General features: G+C 68.6%; 31 protein-coding genes and 1 pseudogene. 9 read left to right on the forward strand and 23 right to left on the reverse strand.

Annotated features, from left to right (window positions below; genetic code table 11):
• Position 1: 1 nt before the first annotated feature.
• The 8 genes and pseudogenes from ychF to lgt all read right to left on the reverse strand — a co-directional run.
• Positions 2-1099 carry a redox-regulated ATPase YchF gene (ychF, locus tag Q7J39_RS11490; RefSeq protein WP_304824600.1) on the reverse strand — a complete coding sequence of 366 codons (1098 nt, stop codon included), beginning with the start codon at positions 1097-1099 and terminating at the stop codon, positions 2-4.
• A 66-nt stretch (positions 1100-1165) separates the two neighbouring features.
• Complete coding sequence (gene pth / locus Q7J39_RS11495) at positions 1166-1789, reverse strand: aminoacyl-tRNA hydrolase (RefSeq protein ID WP_304824602.1); 624 nt, start codon at positions 1787-1789, stop codon at positions 1166-1168.
• A 42-nt stretch (positions 1790-1831) separates the two neighbouring features.
• On the reverse strand, positions 1832-2455 hold the full coding sequence (locus Q7J39_RS11500) for a 50S ribosomal protein L25/general stress protein Ctc (RefSeq protein WP_304824604.1): 624 nt from the start codon (positions 2453-2455) through the stop codon (positions 1832-1834).
• A 125-nt stretch (positions 2456-2580) separates the two neighbouring features.
• Complete coding sequence (locus Q7J39_RS11505) at positions 2581-3627, reverse strand: hypothetical protein (RefSeq protein ID WP_304824606.1); 1047 nt, start codon at positions 3625-3627, stop codon at positions 2581-2583.
• A gap of 158 nt (positions 3628-3785) precedes the next feature.
• On the reverse strand, positions 3786-4721 hold the full coding sequence (locus tag Q7J39_RS11510; RefSeq protein WP_304824609.1) for a ribose-phosphate pyrophosphokinase: 936 nt from the start codon (positions 4719-4721) through the stop codon (positions 3786-3788).
• Between the two features lie 75 nt (positions 4722-4796).
• Complete coding sequence (gene pgeF, locus Q7J39_RS11515; protein WP_304824611.1) at positions 4797-5561, reverse strand: peptidoglycan editing factor PgeF; 765 nt, start codon at positions 5559-5561, stop codon at positions 4797-4799.
• 1 nt (position 5562) lies between these two features.
• The gene (locus Q7J39_RS11520; protein WP_304824614.1) at positions 5563-6618 is read right to left on the reverse strand and encodes a class I SAM-dependent methyltransferase; all 1056 of its coding nucleotides are present in this window, start codon (positions 6616-6618) and stop codon (positions 5563-5565) included.
• A 79-nt stretch (positions 6619-6697) separates the two neighbouring features.
• Positions 6698-7507: pseudogene (gene lgt / locus Q7J39_RS11525) on the reverse strand (prolipoprotein diacylglyceryl transferase); the annotation flags it as partial.
• Positions 7508-7590: 83 nt separating this feature from the next.
• On the opposite strand from lgt, the gene Q7J39_RS11530 reads away from it, so the two are divergent.
• Positions 7591-7839 carry an accessory factor UbiK family protein gene (locus Q7J39_RS11530; protein ID WP_304824617.1) on the forward strand — a complete coding sequence of 83 codons (249 nt, stop codon included), beginning with the start codon at positions 7591-7593 and terminating at the stop codon, positions 7837-7839.
• Between the two features lie 156 nt (positions 7840-7995).
• The gene (locus Q7J39_RS11535; RefSeq protein WP_304824620.1) at positions 7996-8499 is read left to right on the forward strand and encodes a YbjN domain-containing protein; all 504 of its coding nucleotides are present in this window, start codon (positions 7996-7998) and stop codon (positions 8497-8499) included.
• On the opposite strand, the gene Q7J39_RS11540 is transcribed toward Q7J39_RS11535, so the two are convergent.
• The 4 genes from Q7J39_RS11540 to Q7J39_RS11555 form a co-directional block, all read right to left on the reverse strand.
• A complete protein-coding gene (locus Q7J39_RS11540) occupies positions 8496-9548 on the reverse strand; it encodes a glycosyltransferase (RefSeq protein ID WP_304824624.1) in 1053 nt (350 codons plus the stop codon). The two genes, Q7J39_RS11535 and Q7J39_RS11540, sit on opposite strands and share 4 nt — an antisense overlap.
• Positions 9549-9753: 205 nt before the next feature.
• Positions 9754-10533 (reverse strand): glycosyltransferase family A protein, encoded by a 780-nt coding sequence (locus tag Q7J39_RS11545; RefSeq protein WP_304824627.1) that lies wholly within the window; start codon positions 10531-10533, stop codon positions 9754-9756.
• Positions 10530-11438, reverse strand: a complete 909-nt coding sequence (locus Q7J39_RS11550) for a Gfo/Idh/MocA family protein (protein ID WP_304824630.1) — start codon at positions 11436-11438, stop codon at positions 10530-10532. Before Q7J39_RS11550 ends, Q7J39_RS11545 begins: the two co-directional genes overlap by 4 nt.
• Entirely contained in the window at positions 11435-12091 is a 657-nt protein-coding gene (locus tag Q7J39_RS11555; protein ID WP_370690047.1) for a dTDP-4-dehydrorhamnose 3,5-epimerase family protein, read from the reverse strand. Before Q7J39_RS11555 ends, Q7J39_RS11550 begins: the two co-directional genes overlap by 4 nt.
• A gap of 40 nt (positions 12092-12131) precedes the next feature.
• Between Q7J39_RS11555 and proC the strand changes: the two genes are divergently transcribed.
• A complete protein-coding gene (gene proC / locus Q7J39_RS11560; RefSeq protein ID WP_304824633.1) occupies positions 12132-12923 on the forward strand; it encodes a pyrroline-5-carboxylate reductase in 792 nt (263 codons plus the stop codon).
• Here proC and Q7J39_RS11565 read toward each other — a convergent pair.
• Genes Q7J39_RS11565 through Q7J39_RS11580 form a run of 4 tightly spaced genes read right to left on the reverse strand, consistent with a single transcriptional unit; the run spans position 12920 to position 15938 of the window.
• On the reverse strand, positions 12920-13354 hold the full coding sequence (locus Q7J39_RS11565) for a DUF2147 domain-containing protein (protein ID WP_304824636.1): 435 nt from the start codon (positions 13352-13354) through the stop codon (positions 12920-12922). The genes proC and Q7J39_RS11565 overlap by 4 nt on opposite strands.
• A 60-nt stretch (positions 13355-13414) precedes the next feature.
• A complete protein-coding gene (locus tag Q7J39_RS11570) occupies positions 13415-14761 on the reverse strand; it encodes an ATP-binding protein (protein WP_304824639.1) in 1347 nt (448 codons plus the stop codon).
• Positions 14761-15462 carry a response regulator gene (locus Q7J39_RS11575; protein WP_304824642.1) on the reverse strand — a complete coding sequence of 234 codons (702 nt, stop codon included), beginning with the start codon at positions 15460-15462 and terminating at the stop codon, positions 14761-14763. The genes Q7J39_RS11570 and Q7J39_RS11575 overlap by 1 nt, the downstream gene beginning before the upstream one ends.
• Positions 15459-15938 carry a helix-turn-helix domain-containing protein gene (locus Q7J39_RS11580; RefSeq protein WP_304824645.1) on the reverse strand — a complete coding sequence of 160 codons (480 nt, stop codon included), beginning with the start codon at positions 15936-15938 and terminating at the stop codon, positions 15459-15461. The genes Q7J39_RS11575 and Q7J39_RS11580 overlap by 4 nt, the downstream gene beginning before the upstream one ends.
• 71 nt (positions 15939-16009) lie before the next feature.
• On the opposite strand from Q7J39_RS11580, the gene Q7J39_RS11585 reads away from it, so the two are divergent.
• Positions 16010-16897 carry a branched-chain amino acid aminotransferase gene (locus tag Q7J39_RS11585; protein WP_304824647.1) on the forward strand — a complete coding sequence of 296 codons (888 nt, stop codon included), beginning with the start codon at positions 16010-16012 and terminating at the stop codon, positions 16895-16897.
• On the opposite strand, the gene Q7J39_RS11590 is transcribed toward Q7J39_RS11585, so the two are convergent.
• The 6 genes from Q7J39_RS11590 to Q7J39_RS11615 form a co-directional block, all read right to left on the reverse strand.
• Positions 16894-17880, reverse strand: a complete 987-nt coding sequence (locus Q7J39_RS11590; RefSeq protein WP_304824650.1) for a tetratricopeptide repeat protein — start codon at positions 17878-17880, stop codon at positions 16894-16896. The two genes, Q7J39_RS11585 and Q7J39_RS11590, sit on opposite strands and share 4 nt — an antisense overlap.
• Positions 17881-18026: 146 nt before the next feature.
• The gene (locus tag Q7J39_RS11595; RefSeq protein ID WP_304824654.1) at positions 18027-18431 is read right to left on the reverse strand and encodes a hypothetical protein; all 405 of its coding nucleotides are present in this window, start codon (positions 18429-18431) and stop codon (positions 18027-18029) included.
• Positions 18432-18557: 126 nt separating this feature from the next.
• Positions 18558-19061: a hypothetical protein gene (locus Q7J39_RS11600; protein WP_304824657.1), complete on the reverse strand. Its 504-nt coding sequence runs from the start codon at positions 19059-19061 to the stop codon at positions 18558-18560.
• Between the two features lie 94 nt (positions 19062-19155).
• The gene (gene folB, locus Q7J39_RS11605; RefSeq protein WP_370690051.1) at positions 19156-19503 is read right to left on the reverse strand and encodes a dihydroneopterin aldolase; all 348 of its coding nucleotides are present in this window, start codon (positions 19501-19503) and stop codon (positions 19156-19158) included.
• 83 nt (positions 19504-19586) lie between these two features.
• The gene (locus Q7J39_RS11610; RefSeq protein WP_304824663.1) at positions 19587-20321 is read right to left on the reverse strand and encodes an SDR family oxidoreductase; all 735 of its coding nucleotides are present in this window, start codon (positions 20319-20321) and stop codon (positions 19587-19589) included.
• Positions 20322-20331: 10 nt separating this feature from the next.
• Positions 20332-20466 (reverse strand): hypothetical protein, encoded by a 135-nt coding sequence (locus Q7J39_RS11615; protein ID WP_304824666.1) that lies wholly within the window; start codon positions 20464-20466, stop codon positions 20332-20334.
• Between the two features lie 69 nt (positions 20467-20535).
• On the opposite strand from Q7J39_RS11615, the gene Q7J39_RS11620 reads away from it, so the two are divergent.
• Positions 20536-21462 (forward strand): SMP-30/gluconolactonase/LRE family protein, encoded by a 927-nt coding sequence (locus Q7J39_RS11620; RefSeq protein ID WP_304824669.1) that lies wholly within the window; start codon positions 20536-20538, stop codon positions 21460-21462.
• Positions 21463-21587: 125 nt separating this feature from the next.
• Positions 21588-23027: an aldehyde dehydrogenase family protein gene (locus Q7J39_RS11625; RefSeq protein ID WP_304824672.1), complete on the forward strand. Its 1440-nt coding sequence runs from the start codon at positions 21588-21590 to the stop codon at positions 23025-23027.
• 62 nt (positions 23028-23089) lie between these two features.
• Here the strand turns inward: Q7J39_RS11625 and Q7J39_RS11630 are convergent, their stop codons facing one another.
• A complete protein-coding gene (locus tag Q7J39_RS11630; protein ID WP_304824675.1) occupies positions 23090-23650 on the reverse strand; it encodes a TetR/AcrR family transcriptional regulator in 561 nt (186 codons plus the stop codon).
• 112 nt (positions 23651-23762) lie between these two features.
• Here Q7J39_RS11630 and Q7J39_RS11635 point away from each other — a divergent pair, with 112 nt between their 5' ends.
• The 3 genes from Q7J39_RS11635 to Q7J39_RS11645 all read left to right on the forward strand — a co-directional run bounded on the left by Q7J39_RS11635 (position 23763) and on the right by Q7J39_RS11645 (position 26779).
• Positions 23763-24203, forward strand: coding sequence for a tautomerase family protein (locus Q7J39_RS11635; protein WP_304824678.1), 441 nt, complete (start codon positions 23763-23765; stop codon positions 24201-24203).
• A 90-nt stretch (positions 24204-24293) separates the two neighbouring features.
• Positions 24294-25829: a long-chain-fatty-acid--CoA ligase gene (locus Q7J39_RS11640; RefSeq protein WP_304824681.1), complete on the forward strand. Its 1536-nt coding sequence runs from the start codon at positions 24294-24296 to the stop codon at positions 25827-25829.
• 17 nt (positions 25830-25846) lie between these two features.
• Positions 25847-26779, forward strand: a complete 933-nt coding sequence (locus tag Q7J39_RS11645; protein ID WP_304824684.1) for an alpha/beta hydrolase — start codon at positions 25847-25849, stop codon at positions 26777-26779.
• The last annotated feature ends 11 nt before the right edge of the window (positions 26780-26790 follow it).

Below are 26790 nucleotides of genomic sequence, written 5' to 3' on the forward strand. Positions count from 1 at the left end.
TTCAGACGTTGAAGCGGAAGTTCAGGACGTCGCCGTCCTTGACGACGTACTCCTTGCCTTCCTGGCGGAACTTCCCGGCCTCACGGGCCCCGGCTTCGCCCTTGAGACCGACATAGTCCTCGTAGGCGATGGTTTCGGCCCGGATGAAGCCCTTCTCGAAGTCGGTGTGGATCACGCCGGCCGCCTGCGGGGCGGTGTCGCCCTTGTGGATGGTCCAGGCGCGGGCTTCCTTGGGGCCGACCGTGAAATAGGTCTGCAGGCCCAGCAGGTGGTAGGCCTCGCGGATCAGCTTGTTGAGGCCCGGCTCGCTGAGGCCCAGGGTCTCCAGGAACTCGGCGCGCTCCTCGGCGTCGAGCATGGCGATCTCGCTCTCGATCTGGGCCGAGATCGCCACGTGGTCGGCGCCGTCGCGGGCGGCGCGTTCGGCCACCAGCCGCGACATGTCGTTGCCCTCGGCGGCCGAGCCTTCATCGACGTTGGAGACATAGAGGGCGGGCTTGGAGGTCAGCAGCTGCAGCATGCGCCAGGCCTTGTCGTCCTCGGCGTCGACCTTGGCCTTGCGGGCCGGGCGGCCGGCGTTGAGCTCGGTCAGGGCCAGTTGCACCAGGCGCAGGGTCTGGGCGCTTTCCTTGTCGCCGGCCTTGGCGCGCTTTTCGAGGTTGCTGACCCGCTTCTCCAGGCTCTCCAGGTCGGCCAGCATCAGCTCGGTCTCGATGGTCTCCAGGTCCGACAGCGGATCGACCCTGCCCTCGACGTGGGTGATGTCGTCATCGATGAAGCAGCGGGCGACGAAGGCCACGGCGTCGCAGTCGCGGATATTGGCCAGGAACTGGTTGCCCAGGCCTTCCCCCTTGGAGGCGCCGCGCACCAGGCCGGCGATGTCCACGAAGTTGATCCGCGCCGGGATGATCTCCTTGGAGGGGATGACGGCGGCCAGCGCATCCAGGCGCGGCTCGGGCACCGCCACGTCGCCGGTATTGGGCTCGATGGTGCAGAACGGATAGTTGGCCGCCTGGGCCGACGCGGTCTGGGTCAGCGCGTTGAACAGGGTCGATTTGCCGACGTTGGGCAGGCCGACGATCGCGACTTTCAGGGCCATGGAGCTCTATTTCCTAATGCGAGGGCGCGACCTAGCACGTCTGCCGCCCCCAACCAATTCTGGTGGCTATGTATCGCCGCGGCTGCGGGCCTGGCGGGTGTCGCCCTTGTCGGCGGGGGCCAGACGCAGGACCTCGGTCTGGTACTTGTCGTCCTCGCCGGCGGCCAGCAGGGGGGCGGCCTCGGCCACGGCCTTCAGCAGGGCGATGACCCACGGGTGCTCGACCTTGTGGAAGTCAGACAGCACGTGGCCCTGGACCCGCTCGGGGTGTCCGGGATGGCCGACGCCCAGCCGGGCTCGGCGGAAGTCGGCGCCGATGTGGGCGGTGACGGAGCGGACGCCGTTGTTGCCCGCCGCCCCGCCGCCGGTCTTCATCCGGAAGCGGCCGGGGGCCAGGTCGATCTCGTCGTAGAACAGCACCACGTCGGCGGGCGTCGCCTTGTAGAACTTCATGGCCGCGCCGACAGAGCGGCCGCTCTCATTGTAGAAGGTCTGGGGCTTGAGGATCAGGGCCTTGACCGGGCCGGCGGGCGTATCGATCTCGCCCTCACGGGCAAGCCCGGAGAACTTCGAGCGCTCGGGTCCGAACCGCCATTGCTTGGCGATCTCGTCCACGGCGATGAAGCCGATGTTGTGGCGGTTCTTGGCGTACTGGGCGCCGGGATTGCCTTGGCCCGCGAGGATCAGCATGGCGCCAGGCGGCTCGGCCCCCCGAAGGGGGCCGGCCAATCCTTAAACGGTGGTGGTGGCGGCGGCGGCGGCCGCTTCGTCGGTGGCGGCGTCAGCCGAGGCCGAGGCCGACGAACCGGCCAGGGTGGCGACGACGTAGTCGCGGTCGGTGGCGGGCTTGACGCCTTCCGGCAGGGTGAAGGCCGACATGCGGATGGTGTCGCCGATTTCCAGACCGGTGAGGTCGAAGATCAGTTCTTCCGGGATGTGGTCGGCGGGGCAGGCCAGTTCGACGGTGTGACGCACGATGTTGAGCGTGCCGCCCTTCTTCAGGCCCGGCGATTCTTCCTGATTCTTGAAGTGCACCGGCACTTCGATCTTGATCAGCTGGTGCTCGTCGACGCGGTACAGGTCGAAGTGGACCGGCTCGTCGTTGACCGGGTGCATGTCGATCGCCTTGGCGATGACCGGCTGGGTCTCGTCGCCGTACTTCAGGGTCACCAGGTGGCCCAGCAGCTTGCCCGTATAGAGCGCCTTGCGGAATTCGTTGGCCTTCACGGCGATGGCGACCGGATCCTTGGCGCCGCCGTAGAGCACGCCGGGGACCATGCCCGCACGGCGGGTTTCGCGCGCGCCGCCGGTGCCCGTGCGATCGCGAACTTCAACGTTCAGAATGATATCGGCCATGGCCTTGCCTCAAAACGAAACCGCCGCGCGAAGTGCCGCGCGGCGACGGACGACCCTCCTGGGGTCGAAAGGTGGGCGTAAATACACAAAAGCCCCGCTCGTGGCAACGGGCGGGCGCAGATGTTTTAGCGCTTCTTGGTGTCGGCCTTGGCCGGGGTCTTGGCTGGGGTCACCTTGTAGGGGGCGCTACCGTCGGCGACCCTGATCTTGGGAATGAACTTCGCCTCGTAGGGCTCGGTGTTCCCCGAGGCCTTAATCACGCAGCGGCCGGTGTCCATCATGATGTGCTGGCCCAGGCAGAAGACGTCCTCGTAGTGCGGCTTGGAAACCGCCAGGCACTGGTAGAGGTTGAGCTTGGCCATGTTCATGCAGAACGCCACGTTGGGCTCGGCCATCACCGCCATCAGGGTGTCGACATTGGCGTCCCCGCCTTCGCCAAGCGCGGCGAGGGCGGCCACGGCCATGCCGCGGATCACGATGGGGCTGTAGGGCGGGGCGGCTGGCTCGGCGGTGAGGCCCAGCGGCGAGACGCCCAGGGCCGCCTGCTGCAGGCGGGCGGTCTCGGCCAGGTCGCCCACCACCGGGGTGGCCGAGAGATTCTTGGCCTGAGACAGGCGCAGGTCGCGGTTGAGGACGTCGGACTTCGACCACTTCTGCTTCTGAATGTCGTAGGCCGACTGCTTGACCGCCTTGCCGGCGTCGTAGAGCTGCTGGCCCTCGGCGCCGAGCGCGGTCTTCACCAGACCCGCGGCGCTGGCCGAGCCGCTGATGCCCACGACATAGGCCGGGTCCTTCAGGATCGCGGCCACCACTTCGCGGCGCTGGTCGACATTGACGGCATAGGTGCGGACGCCGGCCACGAAGGCCGGGTCCTGCAGGGCGACGACGGCGGCATAGGCCGTGGCGCCCCGCTGCAATTGCTTGGGCTCATAGGCCGCGCCGATGGCCACGCCCTTGGCGATCTGGTCGCCGTCGGCGAAGTCCGGCGTGATCGCGCTGACGTGGGCCATGTAATAGCGATAGGCGGCCGCCTGCTCGATCAGCTTGGGTGACAGGCTCACCGCCGGCGGCGGCGGCGGCGGCGGGGCCGGCGCGGGGCTGGAACAGGCCGACAGCAGGGCCGCGAAGGCGATGGCGGCGAGCGTGCCGGTCACGCGAATGGCAGAGGTCATCCTGAAGCTTCCCCAGAAGATAAGCGCGCGAGGCTAACACAGATGCGCGGGCAGGAATGTGACCGCGCGTCCTTAACCCTTATTGACCAAGCGTGGCCGTTTGGGGGTCTGGCCAGCAAGTCCCGTGCCGGAAAACCTTTAGAATCCAGGATGAACGGTCAGTCGAACAATTTCGACACGGACTCTTCATTGGCGATCCGCCGAATGGCTTCGCCCAACAGCTTATCGCAGCTGACATAGCGCAGCTTGGACTTGTCGCTGGCGGCTTCGGGGGCGGTGATGGAGTCGGTCATCACCAGCTCCTTGAGGATCGAGGAATTGACCCGGTCGATGGCCGCCCCCGACAGCACCCCGTGGGTGACATAGGCCGAGACCTCGGTTGCGCCGCCGTCCACCAGGGCCTGGGCGGCGTTGCAGAGCGTGCCGCCGCCATCGATGATGTCGTCGAACAGGATGCAGCGGCGGCCCGAGACGTCGCCGATGATGTTGGCCACCTCGCTCTTGCCCGGACCCGAGCGGCGCTTGTCGACGATCGCCAGCTCGGCGTTCAGCCGGCTGGCGACGGCCAGGGCCCTGACCACGCCGCCCACGTCGGGGGAGACGATCATCAGATCTGCGGTCTTCTCGTAGTTTTCCTTGATGTCGGCGGCCAGCAGCGGCGCGGAGACCAGGTTGTCGGTGGGGATGTCGAAGAAGCCCTGGATTTGGCCTGAGTGCAGGTCCATCGTCAGCACCCGGTCGGCGCCGGCGCGCTCGATCAGGTTGGAGACCAGCTTGGCCGAGATGGGCGTGCGGCCCCCGGTCTTCCGGTCCTGCCGGGCGTAGCCGAAATAGGGCATGACGGCGGTGATCCGCTTGGCCGAGGCGCGACGCAGCGCGTCGATGCAGATCAGCAGCTCCATCAGGTTATCGTTGGTGGGGTAGCTGGTGGACTGCAGCACGAAGACGTCCTCGCCGCGGACGTTCTCGTCGATGGTCACCCAGACCTCGTTGTCGGCGAAGCGCTTCACCTGAGCCTTGGTCAGCGGAAGGTCGAGATGGGAGGCCACGGCCTCGGCGAGAGCTCGATTGGAGTTGCCAGCCAGCAGCTTCATGAGAATTCCCGCAATGTCCCGCCGATGCGCGGGGCTTGTAGCAGGCGAGCCGCCCGCGGCAAGGCCCGGCGTGACTCAGACCAGGGATATCGCCGAGAGCAGCCGGCCGAAGTCCGGCTCGCCCCGCTTGAAGGCGCGGCGGTTGGAGAAGAACAGGTCTTCCTCCGCGCAGGTGTCGTGGCCGATCCAGTCGGCGGTGGCCACCCCGGCGGCCTTCAACCGCGAGACCACGAAGCCCGGCAGGTCGAACATCCGCTTCTCGGGGCCCTCACCCGCCGCGAAGAAGCGTTCGTGATCTGGGGCCTTGGCGGTGAAGGCGGCCAGGAACTCCAGCCCCACCTCGTAGGAGGCCTGGCCGATGCAGGGCCCCACCACCGCCACCATTCGCGACGGGTCGGCGCCCAGGCCGCTCATGGCGGCGACGGCGGCCTCGGCCACGCCGTTCAGCGCGCCCTTCCAGCCGGCATGGGCCGACGCCACCACGCGGCCTTCCGCGTCGGCGATCAGGATCGGGGCGCAGTCGGCGGCCAAGGCTCCGCAAAGCACGCCTCGGGTGGCGGTGACCACCGCGTCCCCCTCCGGGCGCTCGTCGCCCCAGGGCCGGTCCGTGACCAGGGCCGTCGCCGAGTGGATCTGGTAGCAGGTGGAGAGCGCGCTCACCGGCAGGCCGAAATGCGCCGCCGCCCGGCGCCGGTTCTCGGCCACATCGGCGGGTTCATCCTCCGAGCCCCGCCCGACATTCAGGCTGTCATAGATACCCGTCGAAACCCCGCCCTGCCGCGTGAAGAAGGCGTGGCGGATACCCGGCAGGTCCAGGAACGGCGAGGTCAACGGGTTCATCTCAGGTCTCGAAACCGGGCGGGACCAGGCCCTGCGTGTGGATGCAGACGACCTTGAACAGTTCGCCCATCTGGTCGGGGGACACCAGCCGTTCCAGCTGGCGTTCGATGACCTCGCTGCGGTCGGGCCGGGCGGCGGTGAGCGCCTCGGCCCGGGCGCCGATCCCCAGCCGCACCAGGAACTCGCCCTGGGTCAGGATCGGCGCCGTGGCCGCCCCTTCCCGCGCCGCCGCCGCCAGCACGGCCGGGAAGTCGGCATGGACGGTGAGGTCGGCCTCGCCGGGGCCGGCCAAGGGGCTCTCCTTCACATGGCGCCTGAGCGCCTGCAGGGTGTCGCCGAAGCCGGGGGCGTCGCGGCCGTAGTCGATCAGCAGGGCCGCGCCGCCGTCGGCGCCGATCCGCGCGCCGATCTCCGAGCCAAGGGCCTCCTGGCTGGGGGAGTGTTCCAGCACCGATCCGACGGGCGCGTCGGGCAGGGCCTGGCCCAGCGCGACGGCGGCGAGCCCGAAAGTGAGGTCTCCAGTGTCGGTCAGCCCCACCACCCGTTCCGACCAGCGGGTCTGCGTCCGCACGAACTGTCGCGGCGGCAGGCAGTCCAGCAATTCGTTGGCGATCAGGACCATGGGGGCGTCGTCGGGGACCTCGGCCAGGGACGCCGCCCACCGCACGCAATCCCCCAGCGCCGCGCGCTGCCGGGCCTTCAGCGGTTCGGAGGTCTCCACCAGCCAGACATCGGCGGCGGCGACAAAGGCCGGCGCCAGGCGCGCGGCCCGCAGCATGTCGTCCATCAGGGTGCCGTCGCCGGGCCCCATCTCCACCAGCCGAAAGGGAGAGGGGCGGCCCAGGCGTTCCCAGCACGCCACGGCCCATAGGCCGATCAGCTCGCCGAACATCTGGCTGACCAGGGGGGCGGTGATGAAGTCGCCCTCGGCGCCCAGGGACGGCCGGGTCGAATAGTAGCCATCCGCCGGATCGTGCAGGCAGGCGGTCATGTACTGGGCCACGCTCATCGGCCCGCTCTCGCGGACCTGGGCGATCAGCCGGTCACGCAGGCCCATCGGCTTCGATCTTGAACGGATCGCGTTGCGGCGGCTCGCCCTCGACGACCTCTTCGACCTGCGCTTCCAGGCCCACCTCGGCCTCCGGCAGCGGTTCGTTCATCCCGCGCCAGATCAGCCAGGCGCCGCCGATCGCCATCGGGATCGACAGCATCATCCCCATGGTCAGGCCGAGGGGGAAGTCGGGCATGTAGGCGTCCGGCTCGCGGACGTTCTCCAGCAGGATCCGGGAGACGGCGTAGCCCAGGAAGAACATCCCGGCCACGACGCCGCGCCGATTGAGCAGCTTGGCGTGATGGGTGGCGATCCGCAGGATGATGAACAGCAGCAGGCCCTCCAGCAGGGCCTCATAGATCTGGCTGGGGTGGCGCGGCATGATCCCCGCGTCAGGGAAGACCACGCCCCAGGGCAGGCTGGTGGGCCGGCCCCACAGCTCGCCGTTGATGAAGTTGGCGATACGCACGAAGAAGATGCCGATGGGCGCCGCGGCGGTGATCACGTCGCCCAACCGGAAGACGTCGACCTTGTTGACCCGGGCGAACAGCAGGGTGGCGATCAGCACGCCGAGCACCCCGCCGTGGAAACTCATCCCGCCCTTCCAGGTCTTGAACACCTCCAGCGGGTCGGTGACCACCACGGAGGGCGTGTAGAAGAACACGTGCCCCAGCCGCCCGCCGACGATGATTCCGAGGGTGATCCACAGGATCAGGTCATCGATCTGGGCGGGACTGGCGGGCGCCCCGCGCAGGGGCCACAGCGCCTGGTTCCTGGCCATCGAGGTGATGTAGCGCCAGCCGATCAGGATGCCGGCCACGTAGCCAAGGGCGTACCAGCGGATGGCGAAGGGACCGATGTGGATGAGGACGGGGTCGATGTCCGGGAAGGGCAAGGCCAGGCGCTCCGAGAAGATGTCCTGGCGGTTTAGACGGAAACCCCGTGGCTTTCATCCCCTCAGGTCCCATATAAGGAAGCATGCAGACCCAGAACCCCTTCCTCGACGAGATGGCCAAGCTGACCGGAGCCGCCATGGGCCTCGCCCAGAGCGCCGGCGAAGAGGCCAAGGCCGCGTTCCGAGCCCAGGCCGACCGCATCGTCGCCGAGCTCGACCTGATCCGTCGCGATGAGTTCGAGATTCTCAAGGCCGAGATCGCCGCCCTGCGCGCCGAGATCGCCGCCCTGAAAGGCGCGGACGCCCCTAAGAAGGCGTCCAAGAAGGCCTGATTGCGCGGCATAACGACCTGAACACACGAATGTGGCTCGCCCGCCGGAAGAAGCCGGTGACAGGCGAACCGCGAACCAGATTAGTTTCAAGATCGCAGGCGATTCGGGGCGCGCTCGCTCCCTCCGGACGCCGTACGCGAAAGGACCACGGGTCTTATGGACACGCCTCAGTCTGACGAAGACGTCCTGCTCGCCCACGACCCGCTCGATGTCGTTGAGCATGTTCTGCAAGCCGAAAATCTTCAGTTCGACCGTACCGAAGAGGGCGACCTCGCCTTCACCCTGGCCGGCGACTGGAAGGACTACGAACTCTGGTTCGCCTGGCGGCCCGAGGCAGACTGTCTGCAGCTCTGCCTCTCGGTGGACATCCAGGTCCGCCCCGAACAGCGCGCCGCGGCCTTCGAACTGGTCTCCACCGTCAACCAGCGCGTCTGGCTCGGCCACTTCGAGGTCTGGGACGACGGCGAGATCGTGTTCCGCCACGCCATGGCCCTGATGACCGGCGAACGCCCGACCCTCGCCCAGGCCGCCGCCATGATCGATGTGGCCATGGAAGGCGCCGACCGCTTCTATCCGGCCTTCGACTTCATGGCGCGGGGCGGCAAGTCGCCGGCCGAGGCCATCGCGGCCTGCATGTTTGACACGGTGGGCGAAGCCTAACCCGCGACCCGCGCTGCGAGGGCCGGAACCCGCGCCAGCAGGTCCCGGGTCAGGGCCTCGCGATTGGACCAGAGCGAGAGATACCAGTCGCGCCGCTCGGCCGCCTGGCCTGAGAACATCCGCGCGTCATGGACATATTCCCACGCCGCCCGGGCCATCGCCCGGCGCTTGTCGCCGTTGCGCAGGGCGATGCGCAGCTGACGGTCCCAGTCGCGCAGGTCGTGAGCGATCAGGCCGGTCTCCCCCTCCTTGATGGTGTCGGCATAGACCGCCGGGGAGGCAATCATCAGCACGCCGCCCCGCGCGGCGTCGAGGAACTTGGCGTCGCTCTTGAACGCTTCCCCCGGCGTCCCCTGCAGCGGCGACAGGCAGATGTCGCAGGCCGCCATGGCCTCCAGATAGGCCTCATAGGGCAGGGTGGGGTGGAAGGTCTTGCGCTTGGTGGGCAGGGCCTCGAACACCGCCCGGTCGTGGACCACCACGAAGCTGGTGCGGGGATTGTCGCCGATCACATTCCTCAGGGAGGCCGCCACCTGCGCCGGGAACAGGCCCCGGTTCGCCGCGCCGTAGAAGACGCTGGGCGAGCCGCTGCGCTCGGGGAAGGGCGGCAGGTCGAACACCGCATTGGGAAACACCTTCACCTCCGGGTTCCGCGTCCGGAAGGCCTCGGCCAGGGCCGGCGTGCTGGTCTGCACAGCGTGGACGTGGGCGAACTTGCTCCAGTCGGTGGCGGCCTGGGGCCGGCCTTGCTGCTGGGCGATGAAGTCGGGGTGGTCGTCGACGTCGATCACCACCACCCAGCCGTTGCGCAGGATTTGGGTCAGGTCCCCCAGCATCCGCGCCTCGGTGTCGTAGAAGGGCCGCTGCAGCACCAGCACCTTGGGCTGGCCTGGCGGGGTGGCGGGCAGGGCGATGGGCAGGCCTTGGGCGAAGGTGGACTCGAGTGCGGGGTCGGCCGCCAGGGCCAGGCTCGGCAACCGGCCGCGAATGTCCAGCAGGGTCGAGGCGAAGGCCGCGACGTGAAGGCGCAGGGGTGACGGTTCGGCCACGGTCTCCGGGTCCTCCTCTTGCGGGTTCTTAGCAACCAAGCGACTTGCTGGCGACTCGGCGGACGGAGCACGAGGGTGCGGCGAACCCCATCGCCTAGGAGCCCGCCCCTGACCCCCATTCTGATCCTGGGCGCCGGCGGCCCCTGATCCAGGGCCGGCGTCTTCGCCCCCTCCAAGGAACTCGGCGCCTGACGCCGTGGAAGGCTTAAGTGTCGTAGGCCAATCGGCCGTTCGTGATGCGCGGCCCAGCAGGGCTGTCCTCGATCGTAAGGTCGAAGCGCAGGCCGCGGCGGACGCGCTCCATCCACCTGAGCGTCTCGGCCTCCCGCGCCGCGATGTCCGTGCCGGCGCGCAGGGCGTCGGCCAGGTGCACCGTTTGGATGGTCGGCCGCGAGCCGGTGAGGATCGGGTCGAGGGCTAGGAACTTTCGCCACATGTGCAGGTCGGTCCAGATGTCTGGCGGGGCCGGGGACCAACCCACGGGTAGCCGCCGGTAGGTCGACATCCGGTAGCCCGCGTCGCTCGGCCCAAAGAAGTTGAACCGCTCGCGCCGCATGCGGGCGCGCACGGAAGGGTCCTCCAGACGGTGAGTCGAGTGGGTCCAGGGTTGGTCCGGATAGACCTGGACGGGGGTCAGGGCGCCAAACTCGACGGTCTCAAGCAGGGCGGCCATCTCCCGCAAGTGATGACGCAGCCACAGGTCGTCGTCAGCGATCTGGCAGACGAACTCGCCCCTCGCGCCCTGCAGCACCTCGTGCCGGTAGGCCTCTCCGAACCGCTCGCCCTTTGGGAAGACGCAGGCGGTGATCCGGGGGTCGCAGGCGGCGAAGGCGCGCGCCGCCTCGGCTGTCGCCTCGGGCGCGCCGTCGCAGATGATGAACATCTCCCAGTCGGTCTCCGACTGCGCAATCACGGTCTCGATCGCGTAGGGCAGCAGGACTGGCGGGCGGTGGATCGGCAGGAGGATGGTGAAGCGGGGGGTCATCGCACCCCCAGGGCAGCCTCGCGCAGGGCCTGCAGGGCCTCGACAACAGCGGCGCCGGACCGCGCGTCGGTGGGCGGCGGCGGTCCGCCCCTCAGATGCTCCACGAAGACCCGCAGCTCCTTGATCAGTGGCCACTCGGTATCGATGGGCCGGCGCTCCAGGCCTTCCGGGTCATGCCGCTCCCCGGCCGGAGCCGCGCCCCGCACCAGAGCGATGTGGTCGGCGAGGGGGTCGTCCAGCATCGCGAGGCCGTCTCGGAAAATCGCCCGAATCTTGCGCTCGGTTCCTGGCCAGCCGACGCTCACCTCCAAGTGACCGAAGGGCGAGCCCCCCAGGGTGGCGACGATTCCCTCCATCTGGTCACCCCGCATCACCGCGCGCGCGGCGGCTACCGGCGGCAACGCCCCCAGGATGGCGTAATGGATGCTCAAGTCATGGATAGCCAGTTCCCAGACCGCGTCGGCCTCCGCCGCTGGCTTGCCCCATTGCAGGCGTCGGGTGAACACACCCTGCAGCGGTCCCAGTTCGCCGCTGCGGGCCACGGCCGCCAGAGCCTGGACGCCGCCATGATAGGCCCATTTGTGCATGACGAAGAGCTGCCCGTCCAAGGCGTCGGCCAAGCTCCGGGCGACCGCGGCGTCGGTGGTCAGCGGTTTCTCGCAGAAGATCGGCTTGCCGCGCGGCGCCAGGGCGGTGATCACCGCGGCGTGGGTGGGGGCGGGCGTGGCCACAACATAGCCGTCGAGGCCAGGGTCCAGAGCCTCGAGCCCGGGCACCACGGTGCGCGCGCCCACGATCGGATAGGCGCCGCCGGGTTCTGCGACGTCGACCTCGCAGCCCAGGACCTTCAGGTCGCGCAGGATATTGCGGCCCCAGTAGCCGCAGCCCACCAGCCCGACCCTCACGCCGAAACCCCTTCGAAGCGTGTCAGCAGCTCCTGGAGGCTGCCGGCGTCCCTGTCTCGCGCCGACAGGATCGGGTCGACGGCCGGGAAGGGCAGGTCAAGGTCGGGATCGTCCCAGCGGCAGGCCAGGTCGTCCTCGATGTCCCAGTTATGGGTCAGGCCATAGACCAGGCTTCCGGCCTCGACGCAGTGGAACCCGTGAGCGACCCCGGGTGGGATCAGCAGGGCGCCGCCGGTCATGTCGAGCATAGTGGTCCGCCCGAATGTCCCGGCCTCGCGGCGAAGGTCACGCAGACCAAAGATGAACCGCCCCGACAGCACCACCAAGTAGTCCGTGTGCCGAAAGTGCAAGTGAACGCCTCGGAGCGAATTATTCACGCAGTGGGAAACATTCCACTGAGGAAAATGGATATCGGAATGCCACTCTTGGCGGTAGATCTCAGATAGAGCGCCACGATCATCCGTATGATACTGGAGTTGATGCAGGACAACACCCTCAGGTAGCGGACCGCTTACTCCACTGGGTTGCGAATGAGTACAATGGGTGTTCATGCCGGCGATGTTCTTTGTGGACTTGATGCACATCTTCGTAGCGACCGTTGACCCATGCGCGCAAGGCCGCCTCCTCGCCCAAGCTGACTTCGCCGTCGTCATCGCCTAGGGTGCGCCGTCCCTGACGCCTAGGAGCCCGCCCATGACCCCCATCCTGATCCTGGGCGCCGGCCGCATGGGCGGGGCCCTGATCCAGGGCTGGCGCAGGGCCGGCGCCTTCGCCCCCTCCGACCTGATCCTGCGCGATCCGTACCCCACCGAACTGGCCCAGGCCGCCGCCCGTGACGGCGCCCGGCTCAATCCCGCCGACGCGGCGCTGGTTGAGGCCCGAACGGTCCTGCTCGCCGTCAAGCCGCAGCTCTGGCGCGAAACCGCGGCGGAGGTGGCGAGCCTGCTGCATCCCGAGGCAGTGATCGTCTCGGTGGCGGCCGGGGTGCAGTCCGCCGACATCGCCGCCGGCTTCGGCCGCAAGGTCGCCCGGGTCATGCCCACCACCGCCGTGGCGATCGGCCAGGGAACTACCAGCATCTACGCCGCCGAGCCCGAGGCCCGGGCCCGGGCCCAGGCTTTGTTCAGCCCGGTCGGGACGGTGGTCGACCTCGAAGACGAAGCGCTGATGCATGCGGCCACCGCCGTTTCCGGCTCGGCCCCGGCTTATCTCTACGCCTTCATCGAGGCCCTGGAGGATGGCGGGGTGGCTGCGGGCCTGCCGGTGGAAGGCGCCCGGCGCCTGGCCCGCTCCACCATCGCCGGCGCGGCGGCCCTGCTGGCGCAGAGCGGCGAGGAGCCCGCCGAATTGCGCCGCCAGGTCACTTCGCCCGGCGGGACCACTCAGGCGGCGCTCGAGGTGCTGATGGGCGAGGGCGGGCTGTCACCCCTGCTGCGCGACGCCGTGGCGGCCGCCGTGCGGCGCTCCAAGGAACTCGGCGCCTAGCGCGTCCAGGTCTGGGCCTGGCAGATCGGGCCGACGCAGCCCTCCACCTTCAAGGCGCCGTTGGGCATGGCGCTGAGCTTGGAGCCGTAGGTCTTGCCGCTGCCGGGGTCGTAGATCTTGCCGCCGGCCCACTTGCCGGGGCCGGCCGGCTTGAAGTCGCGGATCAGCTGCAGGCCCAGGACCGAGCGTGCGCGCAGGCCGGGGTCGGGATTGTTGGTGTCCTTCTGCGGACCACCGGCCTTGTCCTTGGGATTCTTCATCCAGGTGATCGTGCCGCAGGCCCTGGTCCCGTCAGAAGGGCACGGGGCGACGCGGACCTTTGCGCCGCCGCCCGCGGTCAGCCAGTCCCCCATCACCGGATCGGCGGCCTGGGCGGTGGTGGCGGCCAGCACGGCGATGGCGGCGGCGGGCGCGAAATAGGCGAGCTTCATGATGGTTTCCCCGTTTGCTGTCAGCTGAGCCATATCGAGCTGAACGATGGCTGAACGATGTTATCCCGGTAGCCTGACGGTGGCGCGAAGGCCGCCCATGGGCGAGCGGGAAAGCATCACGTCGCCCCCATGGCCGCGGGCCACGTCGCGGGCGATGGCCAGGCCCAAGCCCACGCCCTTGTCGTTTTGGTTGCGGGCCTCGTCGAGGCGGCTGAAGGCCTTGAAGGCCTCCTCGTGGCGGTCCTCCGGGATGCCGGGCCCGTCGTCGTCCACCACGATCTCCACCCCGCCCGTCGCCCGCGCGACGGCGGTCACCACGATATGCTCGCCATGCACGGCGGCGTTCATGATCAGGTTCGACAAGGCCCGCTTCAGTGAGTTGGGGCGCACGCTGGCGGTCAGGTCGGGCTCGGCGGTGACGCTGACCTGCGCTCCGGCCCGCAGAGCGCCCTCGCTGACCTCTTCGATCAGGGTCTTCAACTGGACGGTCTCGACAGCCTCGCCGCCCTCGCCGCGGGCGAAGGCCAGGTACTCGTCGATCATGTGCTCCATCTCGGAGAGGTCGCGCTTCATCTCGCCGGTGCGCTTGGTGGGCTCGGCCAGGGCCAGCTCCAGCTTCAGGCGGGTGAGCGGCGTGCGCAGGTCGTGGCTGACGCTGGCCAGTAGGGCCGTGCGCTGGTCCAGATGGCGCTGGATGCGGGCCTTCATGGCCAGGAAGGCCTGGGCCGCCTGGCGCACCTCGCGGGCGCCGGTGGGCTTGAAGGCCGGGACCTCCATGCCGCGGCCGAAGTCGTCAGCGGCCGAGGCCAGCCGCTCGATGGCGCGGACCTGGTTGCGAATGAACAGGATCGAGATAGCGGTCAGCAGCAGGGTCGCCACGGTCATCCACAGCACGAAGATGTGGCCCTGGGTGGCGATGGCCCGGTCCCGGGGCGCCAGCACCCGCATCACCCCCTGGGGCGTCTGCACCCGGATATCGACATAGGCCGGGTAGCGGGTCGTATCGAACCAGAAGGGCGCGTCGATCCGGCCGGCCAGGGCCTTCTCAAGGCTGCGGTCCACCACCGCGAACAGGGCGGTGCGCCGGCCGACGGGCAGGGTGCGGCCGGTCTGGAAGGCCATCGACAGGCTCATCGACCGCTCGGCCCGGTCGGCGATGCGGGCGAAGCTCTCGGGGGTTGGATCGTCCTGGTAGCTCTCCACGGCCCAGGCCACGTCGCCGGCCAGGCCCTCCGACAGCCGGCTGGTCACCGCCTGCCAGTGGGCGTCGAAGAACACCCAGGTGACGGCCACCTGCATCACCGCCACCGGAAGGATGATGATCAGCAGCGAGCGGCCGAACAGGGTGGTGGGCAGGCTGCGCTTGATCAGCCTCTGCAGACGCACCGGCGAGAGGCGCAGGCGCATCAGTCGGGCGCCAGCAGGTAGCCCACGCCGCGCACGGTCTGCAGGTAGCGGGGAGTCTTGGGGTCGGTCTCGATCTTGCGGCGCAGCCGGGTGACCTGAACGTCAACCGCCCGCCCCGACGGATCGACGGTCTCCCGGGCCAGCTCCATGCGGTCCACCGGCTCGTGCGGGCTGCGGGCCAGGCGCTTCAGCAGGGCGACCTCCGCCTCGGTGAGGCGCACCGGAACCTCCTCGCAGGTCAGCTCCCCGCGCTCGACGTCGAACCTGCAGCGCCCCAGTGAGACCGGCCCGTTGGCCGTGGAGCCCGGCCGTCCCTGCGACCGGCGCAGGATCGCCTCGATGCGCAGCAACAGTTCCTCGGGCTCGAAGGGCTTGTTGAGATAGTCGTCAGCCCCGAGCTTCAGCCCCTCGATCCGGTCCTCCGGCAGGCCGCGCGCGGTCAGCATCAGCACCGGGGTGCGGCCGGCCATGCCCTTGCGCTCCCGCAGCCACCGGGTCAGCGAGAAGCCGTCCTCGCCGGGCATCATCACGTCGAAGACCGCCAGGTCGAAATCGAGCGTCTCCATCAGCTTGCGGGCCGGCGCGCCGCCGGGAGCCGTGGTCACGCGGAAGCCGGCGCGGGCCAGGTATTCCTTCAGCAGTTCGCGGATGCGGTCGTCGTCGTCCACCACCAGCAGGTGGCGCTCTCCGGCCTCACTCATCGTCCCGCTCCCGTCTTCGTCCGCCCGCCCGCGAGCGCGGCCAGGATACGCCGCGCGGCGCCCACTCCGTCCAGCCCGCCGGTGCGATAAGCGCGCGCCAGCTGCCCGCGCAGGCGTTCGGAGATCCGCGCCTCGAAAGCCGCCCCGGCCGCGGTCAGGGTCGCCGCCCGCCTGCGTCCGTCCAGGTCCCCCTGGGCCTTTTCGGCCAGGCCATGACCCTCCAGGTCGCTGATCACCCGGCTGGCGGCCTGTTTCGACAGGCTGGTGATGTGGGCCAGCTCCTGGACGCCAATGCCTGGACGCCGCTTCAGCAGGAAGGCGGCCCGCCAGTGCGAGCGTCCCAGGCTCAGACCCTCGGCCTCAAGACCGGCGTCCACGCCCGCCCAGACGGCGGCCTCGGCCAGCATCATCAGCTCAAGTCCGGCGTCGAGTTCCTCGTCGCGCAGGACCAGCCTCGGATCGGCCACGCCGCTCATCGGAAACCCCCAAATTGTTTGACGTCGCGGGCCCAGGGGTTTGTAAGGAGGCGTTCCCAGTAGGAGGTCCCATGTCTCTCGTTCCCTTCGATGACCGCGACGGATGGATCTGGCTCGACGGCCAGTTCGTAGCCTGGCGCGAGGCGAAGGTGCACGTGCTGACCCATGGGCTCCATTACGCTTCGTCGGTGTTCGAAGGCGAGCGGATGTACGGCGGGGAAATCTACAAGCTGACCGAGCATACCCAGCGTCTGTTCCAGTCGGCGGAGATCCTCGACTTCGAGATTCCGTTCACGGTGGCCGAGATCGACCAGGCCTGCAAGGACACCTGCGCCAAGAACGGCCTGACGGACGCCTATGTCCGTCCCATCGCCTGGCGCGGATCGGAGATGATCGGGGTCTCGGCCCAACAGACCAAGATCCACGTCGCCATCGCCGTCTGGGACTGGCCCAGCTACTTCAAGCCGGAAGAACGCGCCAAGGGCATCCGCATGTGCTGGGCCAAGTACAAGCGCCCCTCGCCGGAGTCCGAACCGGTCCACGCCAAGGCCAGCGGCCTCTACATGATCTGCACCATCTCCAAACACGCCGCGGAGAAGGCCGGCTACACCGACGCCATGATGCTGGACTATCGCGGCTATGTCGCCGAATCGACCGGCTCCAACGTCTTCTTCGTCAAAGACGGGGCGCTGCACACGCCCACCCCCGACTGCTTCCTGAACGGCATCACCCGCCAGTCGGTGATCGCGCTCGCCAAGTCCAAGGGCGTCGAGATCATCGAGCGGCACATTAAGCCCGAGGAGTTGTCCGGCTTCACCGAATGCTTCGTGGTGGGGACGGCGGCCGAGGTCACTCCGGTGGCGGAGATCGGCGAATACAGCTTCACGCCCGGCAAGCTGTCGCTGGAACTGATGGACGACTATTCCAAGCTGGTGCGGCGCGAGCTGGTCCCGGCCTAGGCCAGGACCTTCGCCTCAAGCTCCGCCAGGCGCCGCCGCGTGACCGCCAGGTCCTCGCCGTAGGCCACGGGGTCGGCTGAGGCCAGGGCGCCGCTGATGTCCAGGCTCTCGCGATAGAGATCCAGCGCCCGCATGCGGTGGCCGCGATCCTCGCGGGCGTCGGCCAGCCGCTCCAGGGCCAGGGCCAGGGCGCGCCTTCCATTCAGATCGCCGGGCTGCTGTTCGGCGAAGGCGCGACGCAGAGCCAGCGCCTCCTCGTAGGCGTCCACGGCGGTGTCCAGCCGCTGCTCCTCATAGGCCACGTCGCCGACATTGGTCAGGGCGTCGGCGAGCGCCGCCGGCTCGCCGATCTGGCGGGCATAGGTGAGCGCCTCGTCATAGGCGTCGGCGGCCTGGTCGGTCAGGCCCTGGGCGCGGGCGAAGTCTCCGGCGTCCTGGGCCGCGACGCGCCGTTCGTGATCATCCCCCGCCAATGACGAAAGCCGCCTGACGATGTCGGCGGCTTCTGACCAGCGTTCGGCCCTGGTGTGTTCGTGGAGCTCCCGCCTGGCCTCGGCGAAGGCTCCCGGGGCCCCGGGCGGCGCGCCGGAATGCACCTCGGGTTCGGGCGCGGCCTCGGCGACGGCCACGGGCTCAGGCGCCTCGGCCACCACCTCGGCCTCATGGCTGGCGTGGGTGGAGCCGTGGTCGTGGGCGGCCATGGGCGCGGGATCGTTGAAGTCGATGGTCATCGGGGCTGCCCCCTTGCGTCGCTTCTTGCCGCCGCCGCCCGACGGGCCGCTCGGGCCCTTGGGCATCAGGGCGGCGATGAAGATGATCGCCCCCAGGCCGGCCGCGGTCATCGCCACGAAGAACCGCAGGCTCTCGAAGGCGCCCAACGGGATCGGGGGAATTCGCCCCTCCAGCCCGCCCGGATGGAGAATGGCGTAGCCGACGCCTCCAAGCGCCAGCCCCAGCAGCATTCCAAAGATCCGACCCAGCATACGAATTCCCCCGGCCGCTCGCCCCCCAGGCGCCGACCGGTGAAGGTTCGGGACCCAAGGCGGGGGGCGTCGAGGCGATGCAACCGGCGGGGGATGCGATGAGGTCGATCCGCGCGCTTCCTAGGCGAAGCGCGCGGTTTCTGCCTTTAAATTAGCCAGTTCATGGGTCGGGGATAGGCTTCGCCCCGGGACAGATGCAGCAGTCCGATGATGCAGCGCACCGCGAACCAGATTCCCACGACGCTGCAGATGAAGATCCCCAGCATCAGGAACGGGATGCCCACCAGGATCAGCGAAAACACCCCGCCGAACAGGACCAGCAGCCCGCCGATGATGAACCACCAGATCGACAGCCAGAAGGTGCGGATCATGAAGGTGTAGTGGCTCTCCATCTTCGGGCCGGCCGTGGCGCGGTTGGCATAGGCGATGATAAGCCCGATGAAGACCGTGAAGCCGCTGGCGAAGGTCAGCAGGTAAAGCACATAGGCGACCATCGGCAGGGTCTTGTCTTCGGTCAGGTTGACCGTGCCGGTGTCCAGTCGTTCACTCATTGGCGGGCTCCTCTTCGTATCGTCCACAGGATGATGTGGCCCTGATTTGGCCCAGCGCCAGTTTAATTCGCGTCCATGTTTCCGCGAAGCCTGACAGCCGAAAGTGGATACCGGTTTCGGCGCCCGTCAGGCGTCAGGTCTAGATGCTCTGTTCAGCCAGGGCAGGGCGCCGGCCGCCAGGATCATCACGAACACCAGGCGGGCGGCCAAGGCCACGCCCAGGGTCCAGGCGCCGGCGGTGGCGGCGAACAGCAGCAGCATCAGGACGCCGCTCCCCAGCAAGCCGATCATCCAGATCAGCGGTTCGGCCATGGGCGCCCCGGCGTTGCGGAACCGCGCGCCCGGCGTGGTCACCGCGGCTGCGGCCGCCACGGCGCCGACAAAGACCGCGAAGGAGGCCGCGCGGTTCTCTGGCCGCAGGCCCCGCGTATAGCTCATGGCCGGAATGGTCAGCCGCCCGTGCGCGAAGGTCAGGACGGCCCCGCCCTGTGCGCTCTGCAGGCTCTTCAGCTTTGCCAGCTCGAACCGCCGCTCGCGGCGGCCCCGCGTCTCGGTGATCGCGTCGCCCTCCAGCGTCCACACGGTCTCGCCCTGCAGGGGCGAGAGCCGGGCGCTGTGGGAGATGGCCATCGGGAGAAACTCCGGTTCGAAGCAGCATCTTACCCACGACGAGGGCAAGCGCCGCTCATTTTCCTCCCCCGTAAACGGGGCAGGAAAAAGGGCGTTAGCCGCGGACGACCGTGATCTCGACGCCGGCCGCCGCGGCGTGGGGGGCGAGCGCCAATGGCTTCTCCACCCGAACCCGGGCCCGCGTCACGCGAGGATCGGCCAGACAGGCGCGCGCCAGCCGTTCGGCGAAGGCCTCCACCAGGCCGATATGGCCCTCGGCGGCGATGGCGCGGGCGGCTTCGCCCACCATCTCGTAGTTGACGGTCTCGCTCAGGCGCTCGGCGCCGGCGGTCGGCACGTCCAGCTCGACGTCGACGACGAGGGGCTGGGCCTTGCCCTTCTCATGGGAATAGACGCCGATCTGGGCTTCGACCTTCAGTCCGGTGACGAAGATCTTGGTCATGACGATGCGGCCCGCGGCCGCTGGCGTGGCTTGAGTTTCGGCGGGAATCTCCTGGATCGGCGAGAGGGCCAAGGTGGGCTCCTTCAGGTCAGGTGCTGACCGGAATCGACAGCGATCATCTGGCCCGTCACTGACCTTGCGTCAATCAGATAGGCCAGGGCCTGACCGATCTCCGCCGGATCGACCGGGTGGCCGAGCGGCGTCGAGGCGGCTTCGGCGGCGAAGGCGTCGTCGTCCTGGTGGATGGAGGCGAGCGTGGGCCCCGGCCCGATGCCGTTGACCCGGATGCGCGGCGCCAGCGCCTGGGCCAGCATCTGGGTGGCGCTCCACAGGGCGGCCTTGGACAGGGTGTAGCTGAAGAACTCCGCGCCGGGCGCCAGCACCCGCTGGTCCAGCACATTGACGATCAGGCCGGTGCGATCGGCCGGCAGCCGGCGGGCGAAGGCCTGGGCCAGGACCAGGGGCGCCCGGAGATTGGTCTCCATGTGCGCGTCCCAGGAGGCGCGGTTCATGCTGGAAAAGGCGTCCTCCTCGAAGGTCGAGGCGCAGTTCACCAGTAGGGTGACGGGGCCGAGCTCGGCCTCGACGTCGCCTACCATGGGGGCGGCGGCCGCCTCCTGGCGCAGGTCGCAGGGATGGAGGTAGGCCTTGCGGCCAAGGCTGCGGACATCGGCCGCGGCGGCCTGGGCGTCGTCGTCGACGGCCCGGCAGTGGATGGCGACGTCATAGCCCGCCCGCGCGCAGGCCAGTACGAGCGCCCGGCCGATCCGTCGCGCGCCCCCGGTGACCAGGGCCGCGCCCCGCGTGCTCGCCGTCATCCGAAGTCGATCAGTCGAAGCGGCCGAACTCGAAGAGGTTGAGGGCGAAGATCACCGCGAGGAAGGTGAGGATGGTGTAGATGGCGACCATGGTCGGGCTCCGATTTGCTGGGCCGGTGTTAGCGAGCGGCGACGGGCGGGGCAAGCCGACTTGTAGAACGCGTCGCCGCAGGGCCTAGTTCGAACAAAATATGAGCCGTCCCGAGGAAACCCCATGCCACTCACCCCCATCGCGCCGGACAGCCTGGCCAAGATCGCCATCGGCATCGACCGGCCCGAGGATGTCGTGGTCTCCAGGGACGGCCGAGTGTTCGCCTCGGATCACCAGTGTGCGGTGGCGGAGATCTTCGCCGACGGCTCCTTCAAGCGGCTGGGACCGAAGGGCGGCGCGCCCAACGGGATCAACATGGACCGCGAGGGCCGGGTGCTGATCGCCAACTTCGGCATCTACGACAAGGAGGAAGGCCCCCTCCAGCGTTTCGACCCCGCCACCGGCAAGCACGAGACCCTGGTGGCGCAGGTCGACGGCAGGCGGCTGACCAGCGCCAACTATCCGGTGATGGACCGCGCCGGGAATATCTGGTGCGCCAACTCCACCCATGCCGAGACCTGGCCCCAGGCCCTGGACGGCCGCGCCGACGGTTTCATCTTCGTGCTGCGCCCCAACGGCGCGACCTCCATCGTCGCCGAGGGGCTGAAATTTCCCAACGGCATGGCGCTGTCGGCCGACGAGCAGACCCTCTACTGCGCCCAGACCAGCGCCGCCGACGTCATGGCCTTCCCGGTTCTGCCCGGCGCCACCCTGGGCCTCGGCCGCCGCTACGGCCCGGTCCTGGGCAAGCTGCAGCAGGAGGTTCCGGCGCCGCCCGCGCAGGACCTGGGCTATACCGACGGGGTCGGGATGGACGCCGAGGGTAACCTTTGGGTCTGTCTGCCCGCCGCCAACAAGGTCGTCGCCATCACGCCGAGCCTTGAAGTCGTCACCGTGATCCACGATCTGTCGGGCGACATCGTCAACCACCCCACCAACATCACCTGGGGCGGCCCCGACCTGAAGGACCTCTATATCGGCTCCATCCGCGCGGGTTACGTCCTCAAGGGACGCAGCCCGGTGGCCGGCCAGCCGCACATCCACCAGTGACGGAAGTCGCCATGCCGTTGAGGAATACGGCTTTGGGGGCTTCCCCAGTGATCAACGATCACTAAAATGCTTGTTTGAAGTCGGCCCTGCCGGCGAACCATCAACGAAATCCCGGGAGGACGCCCATGCGCGAGTACCTGAAGTTCTACATCAACGGCGAATGGGTCGAACCCACCGAAGCCAAGACCCTCGACGTCATCAACCCGGCTAACGAAGAAGTCTGCGGCAAGATCTCGCTGGGCAACGCCACCGACGTGGACAAGGCCGTCAAGGCCGCCCGCGCCGCCTTCCCGGCCTGGAGCCAGACCACCCGCGAGGAGCGCCTGGAGGTCCTGGGTCGCATCCTGGCCGAGTACCAGAAGCGCTTCGGCGACCTGGCCACCGCCGTGACCGAGGAAATGGGCGCCCCCGCCAACCTCGCCCAGCGCGCCCAGGTTCCGATCGGCATGGGCCACCTGGCCACCGCCGTGGAAGTGCTGAAGACCTTCAAGTTCGAGGAAGACCGCGGTCCGACCCTGATCGTGAAAGAGCCGATCGGCGTCTGCGGGTTCATCACCCCCTGGAACTGGCCCCTGAACCAGATCGTCTGCAAGGTGGCCCCGGCCATCGCGACGGGCTGCACCATGGTGCTGAAGCCTTCGGAAGTGGCCCCGTTCTCGGGTCACATCTTCGCTGAGATCATGCATGCCGCGGGCGTTCCCGCCGGTGTGTTCAACATGGTCCAGGGCGACGGCATCGGCGTCGGCGTCCCGCTCAGCAGCCACCCTGAAGTGGACATGGTCTCCTTCACCGGCTCCACCCGCGCCGGCATCGAGGTGGCCAAGAACGCCGCCCCGACCGTCAAGCGAGTGGCCCAGGAACTGGGTGGCAAGAGCCCCAACATCGTTCTGGACGACTCGGCCTTCGCAAAGGGCGTGGGCCGTGGCGTCGCCACCATGATGACCAACTCGGGCCAGTCCTGTAATGCGCCCACCCGCATGCTGGTGCCCAAGACCCGCATGGACGAAGCCATCGCCGTGGCCCGCGAGGCGGTCTCCACCGTCACCGTCGGCGACCCGAACGGCAACAGCCAGCTGGGTCCCGTGGTCTCGGAAGTCCAGTTCAACAAGATCCAGAAGCTGATCCAGGCCGGCATCGACGAGGGCGCGACCCTGGTCGCCGGCGGCGTCGGCCGTCCGGACGGCCTGGACAAGGGCTACTATGTGAAGCCCACCGTCTTCGCCAACGTCACCAGCGACATGACCATCGCCAAGGAAGAGATCTTCGGCCCCGTGCTGTCGATCCTCGGCTACGACACGCTGGATCAGGCCATCGAGGTCGGCAACGACACCGAGTACGGCCTGGCCGCCTATGTGCAGGCCGAAGACCTGAACGCGGCCCGCAAGGTGGCCTCCAAGCTTCGCGCCGGCCAGGTGTCGATCAACGGCGGCGGCGGCGACATGATGGCCCCCTTCGGCGGCTACAAGATGAGCGGCAACGGGCGTGAGTGGGGCGATTTCGGCTTCCACGAGTTCCTGGAAACCAAGGCGATCCTCGGCTACGCGCCGAAGCCCGCCGCGGAATAATCTGACCTTCCAGACCCCCGGGGCGCTCGCCGTCCCGGGGGTTTTTGGTTCGCCCCCGCCGATCAGGCGCGCGCGGCGTCCTTGCGGCAAGCCTCCAGCGCGGCGGCCAGAACCTCCCGACCTAGATCCGATCCCTCCGGCATCGCTCTCGCCAGGGCGAGCGCGCCGACCATGCGCGACAGCAGGGCGATGGCCTCGGCGCGGGCCTCCGGTCCCTTGGGCAGGCGCTGCGCCATCGACTGCACCATCCGGTCAAAGCCCTCGGCGAAGACCCGCTTCACCGGTTCGCCCTGGCGCGCCACGTCCCCGGCCAGGGCGGCTGCGGGACAGGCCCTGCCCGGCGCCCGGCGGGCGGCCTCCGACAGATACTGGCTGAGCAGGTCGTCCAGGCTCTCCACGCTGGCCCGGTGGTCGTCCATCTGGCGGAAGGCCTGGTCCAGCGCCTGGGCCGAGAGGTCATCCTTGGAGTTGAAGTGATTGTAGAAGCCGCCGTGGGTGAAGCCGGCGGTCTTCATCAGGTCGCCCACGGCCACCCCCTCGAAGCCGCGCTCGCGGAACAGCCTCGCCGCCGTGGTCACCACCTTGTCGTGGTTCTGCTGGGCCTGGTCGCGGCTGATGCGCATGGCGTCGCCCCCTTTTGCTTACGGACATCATCAATAGAGCGCCGGCAGGGCTTGATCAATCCGGCGCGCCGCTACTATGATGATGAACATCATTATTGAAAGGAAGGATCCCATGCCGCTCTGGAAAATCTACCACCCCGAGAACGCCTTCTCCGCGCAGGACAAACAGGCCCTCTCGCAGGCCATCACGGCCCTCTACAGCCGCCTGCCCAAATTCTATGTCGGCGTGGTCTTCCAGGAAGTGGCCAAGGACTGCTTCTTCGTCGGCGGAGAACCAACGGAAAAGTTCGTGCGCATCTGGGTCGATCACATCGCCCGCACCTTGCCCTCGCCCGAGGCCAAGGCCTGGTGGATCAAGGCCTGTGACGAGGCGATCGCGCCCTATATCGGCGACCGCGGCTTCGACTGGGAATTCCACATCGACGAGACCCCCTTCGACCTCTGGTCGATCCAGGGCCTGCGCCCGCCGCCGGCCAATTCGCAGGCCGAGGCCCGCTGGATCGCGGAGAACAAGGCCACCCCTTACGAGCTTCCGGCGGCGTCCCCCGCCTGACGTCACGTCGCCGTTGCCATCCCGGCCATCTGATGCGAATTCAGATGCGCCGGGCCTCCGTCTCGAGGGGCAGGCGTGCCGGGAGGATCGATGTCCCAGGACATCTCGTGCGTGGCCGACGTCGCGCGTCATCATGGGCGCGTGCGCCCCGACGCCCAGGCCCTGTGGTTCGAGGACCGCGCCACCACCTATGGCGAGCTCGACGCCCTCTCGTCCCGTTGCGCCCAGGCCCTGATCGCCGCCGGCGTCCAGCCCGGCGACCGCATCGGGACCCTGTCCAAGGGCAATGACGATTTCTTCGTCCTCTGGTTCGGCTGCCTGAAGGCCCGGGTCTGCCTGACCCCGGTGAACTGGCGCTTGGCCCCGCCGGAGGTGGAATTCATCCTCAAGGACGCCGGCTGCCGCCTCGTGGTGGTGGGCCCGGACTATGCCGACCTGCTGGCCGGTCTCGACCTGCTGGATCTGAAGACCACCGTCGTATTCGGCGAGGCCTTCCGCGCCTGGCTGGCCGCCCAACCCGCCACCGATCCGCACCTGTCCCCGCTGCCCGACGACGACGTCATCCAACTCTACACCTCGGGCACCACTGGCCTGCCCAAGGGCGTCCAGCTCACCGAGACCAACTACGCCCACTGCTTCGACGGCGCGACCAAGGTCTGGGCGAAGTTCGAACCCGGTGACGGGGTGCTGGTGGCCATGCCCCTGTTCCATGTGGCCGGCGCCAATCTCGGTATGCTGTCCCTGTTGCAGGGCGCGCGCACCGTGATCATGCGCGAGGTCGATCCGGCCCTGCTGTTGGCCCTGACCGGCCAGCACAGGGTCCGCCACGCCTTCCTGGCCCCGGCCCTGATCAACATGCTGCTGCAGCATCCGGCCATGGCGGACGCCGACCTCACCACGCTGGATCACGTCTATTACGGCGCCTCGCCGATCTCGGAGGAGGTGCTCAAGCGCGCCCAGGACCGCTTCGGCTCGGAGTTCTCCCAGCTCTACGGCCTGACCGAGACCATCGGCGGCGGCGCCTATCTGCCCCCCGCCGACCACGATCCCAGACTCGGAAAGCTGCGCGCCTGCGGCACGCCTTCGCCGGGCTATGAGGTCCGCATCCGCCTCAATGGCCGCGACGCCGAGACGGGTGAAGTCGGCGAGATCGAGATCCGCTCGCCGGGCATTATGAAGGGTTACTGGAACCGCCCCGACGCGACCGCCCAGGCTATCGACGTCGAAGGCTGGTTCCGCTCGGGCGACGCCGGGTTCTTTGACGCCGACGGCTATCTGTTCATCCATGACCGGGTGAAGGACATGATCGTCACCGGCGGCGAAAACGTCTATCCGGCCGAGGTGGAGAACGCCCTCTTCGCCCACCCCGACGTGGCCGACGCCGCCGTCGTCGGCGTGCCCGATGACCGCTGGGGCGAGGCGGTGAAGGCCATGGTGGTGCTCAAGTTCGGCGCCGCCGCCGATCCGGCCTCGATCATCGCCCACTGCCGGCCGCTGATCGCCGGCTACAAGGTTCCAAAGAGCGTCGACTTCGTCGAGGCTCTGCCCCGAAACCCCTCCGGCAAGGTGCTGCGCCGCGAACTGCGCGCACCCTACTGGGAAGGTCGCGACCGCCAGGTCGGCTAGAGCTCAAGGAGAGACCCATGGATCCGCACATCAAAGCCATGCTCGACGCCGCCGACGCGGCCGCCGCCGGCCAGACCGCCCCGCCGCTGGACGCCATCCCGCCGGAGATGATCCGCGCCGGTTACCGCATGCAGCGCCAGGCCCAGAACCTGAACGCCCCCAAGGACGTCGCCGCCAGCGACATCAAGGTGGACGGCGCGGAGGGACAGATTCCGGCCCGTCTGTACGTCCCGGCCGGTGCGCCCGCCGTCACCCCGCTGCTGGTCTATTATCACGGTGGCGGCTTCGCCATCGGCGACCTGGAGACCCATGACGGCCACTGCCGTCGCATGGCCGCCTATGCCGGCCTCCGCGTCCTGGCCATCGACTACCGCCTGGCGCCGGAGCATCCCTTCCCGGCGGGCCACGACGACTGCCTGGCGGCCACCAAGTGGGCCTTCGACCATGCGTCGGAGATCGGCGTCGATCCCACCCGCATCGCCGTCGGCGGCTGCTCGGCGGGCGGCAACCTGGCCGCCTCCATCAGCGTCGACATGAAGAATGACCCCACGCGCAAGATCGCCTTCCAGCTGCTGCTCTATCCGGGCATCTGGCCCGAGCAGGAGACCCAGTCGCGCAAGGACCTCGACGGTCCGGTCCTGACCAAGGCGGCGCTGGCCTGGTTCGACAAGTGCCTGGCCGTCCTCGGCCACCCCCAGGCCCACCGCGCCATGCTGGGAGCGGCCGACGTGGCCGGCGTCGCGCCGGCCCTGGTGATCACCGCTGGCTATGACCCGCTGAAGGACGAGGGCCGCGACTTCGCCGCCAAGCTCAACGCCGCCGGCGTGAAGGCGGTCCACAAGGAATACCCGGACATGGTCCACGACTTCCTGATCATGGGCGACGTCTCCCCGGCAATCGACGCCGCCGCCCACGACGTGGCCGACGCGCTGAAGGCGGCGCTGGCCTGATCTCACCACGT

Source organism: Phenylobacterium sp. (assembly GCF_030651185.1).
Classification (GTDB): domain Bacteria; phylum Pseudomonadota; class Alphaproteobacteria; order Caulobacterales; family Caulobacteraceae; genus Phenylobacterium.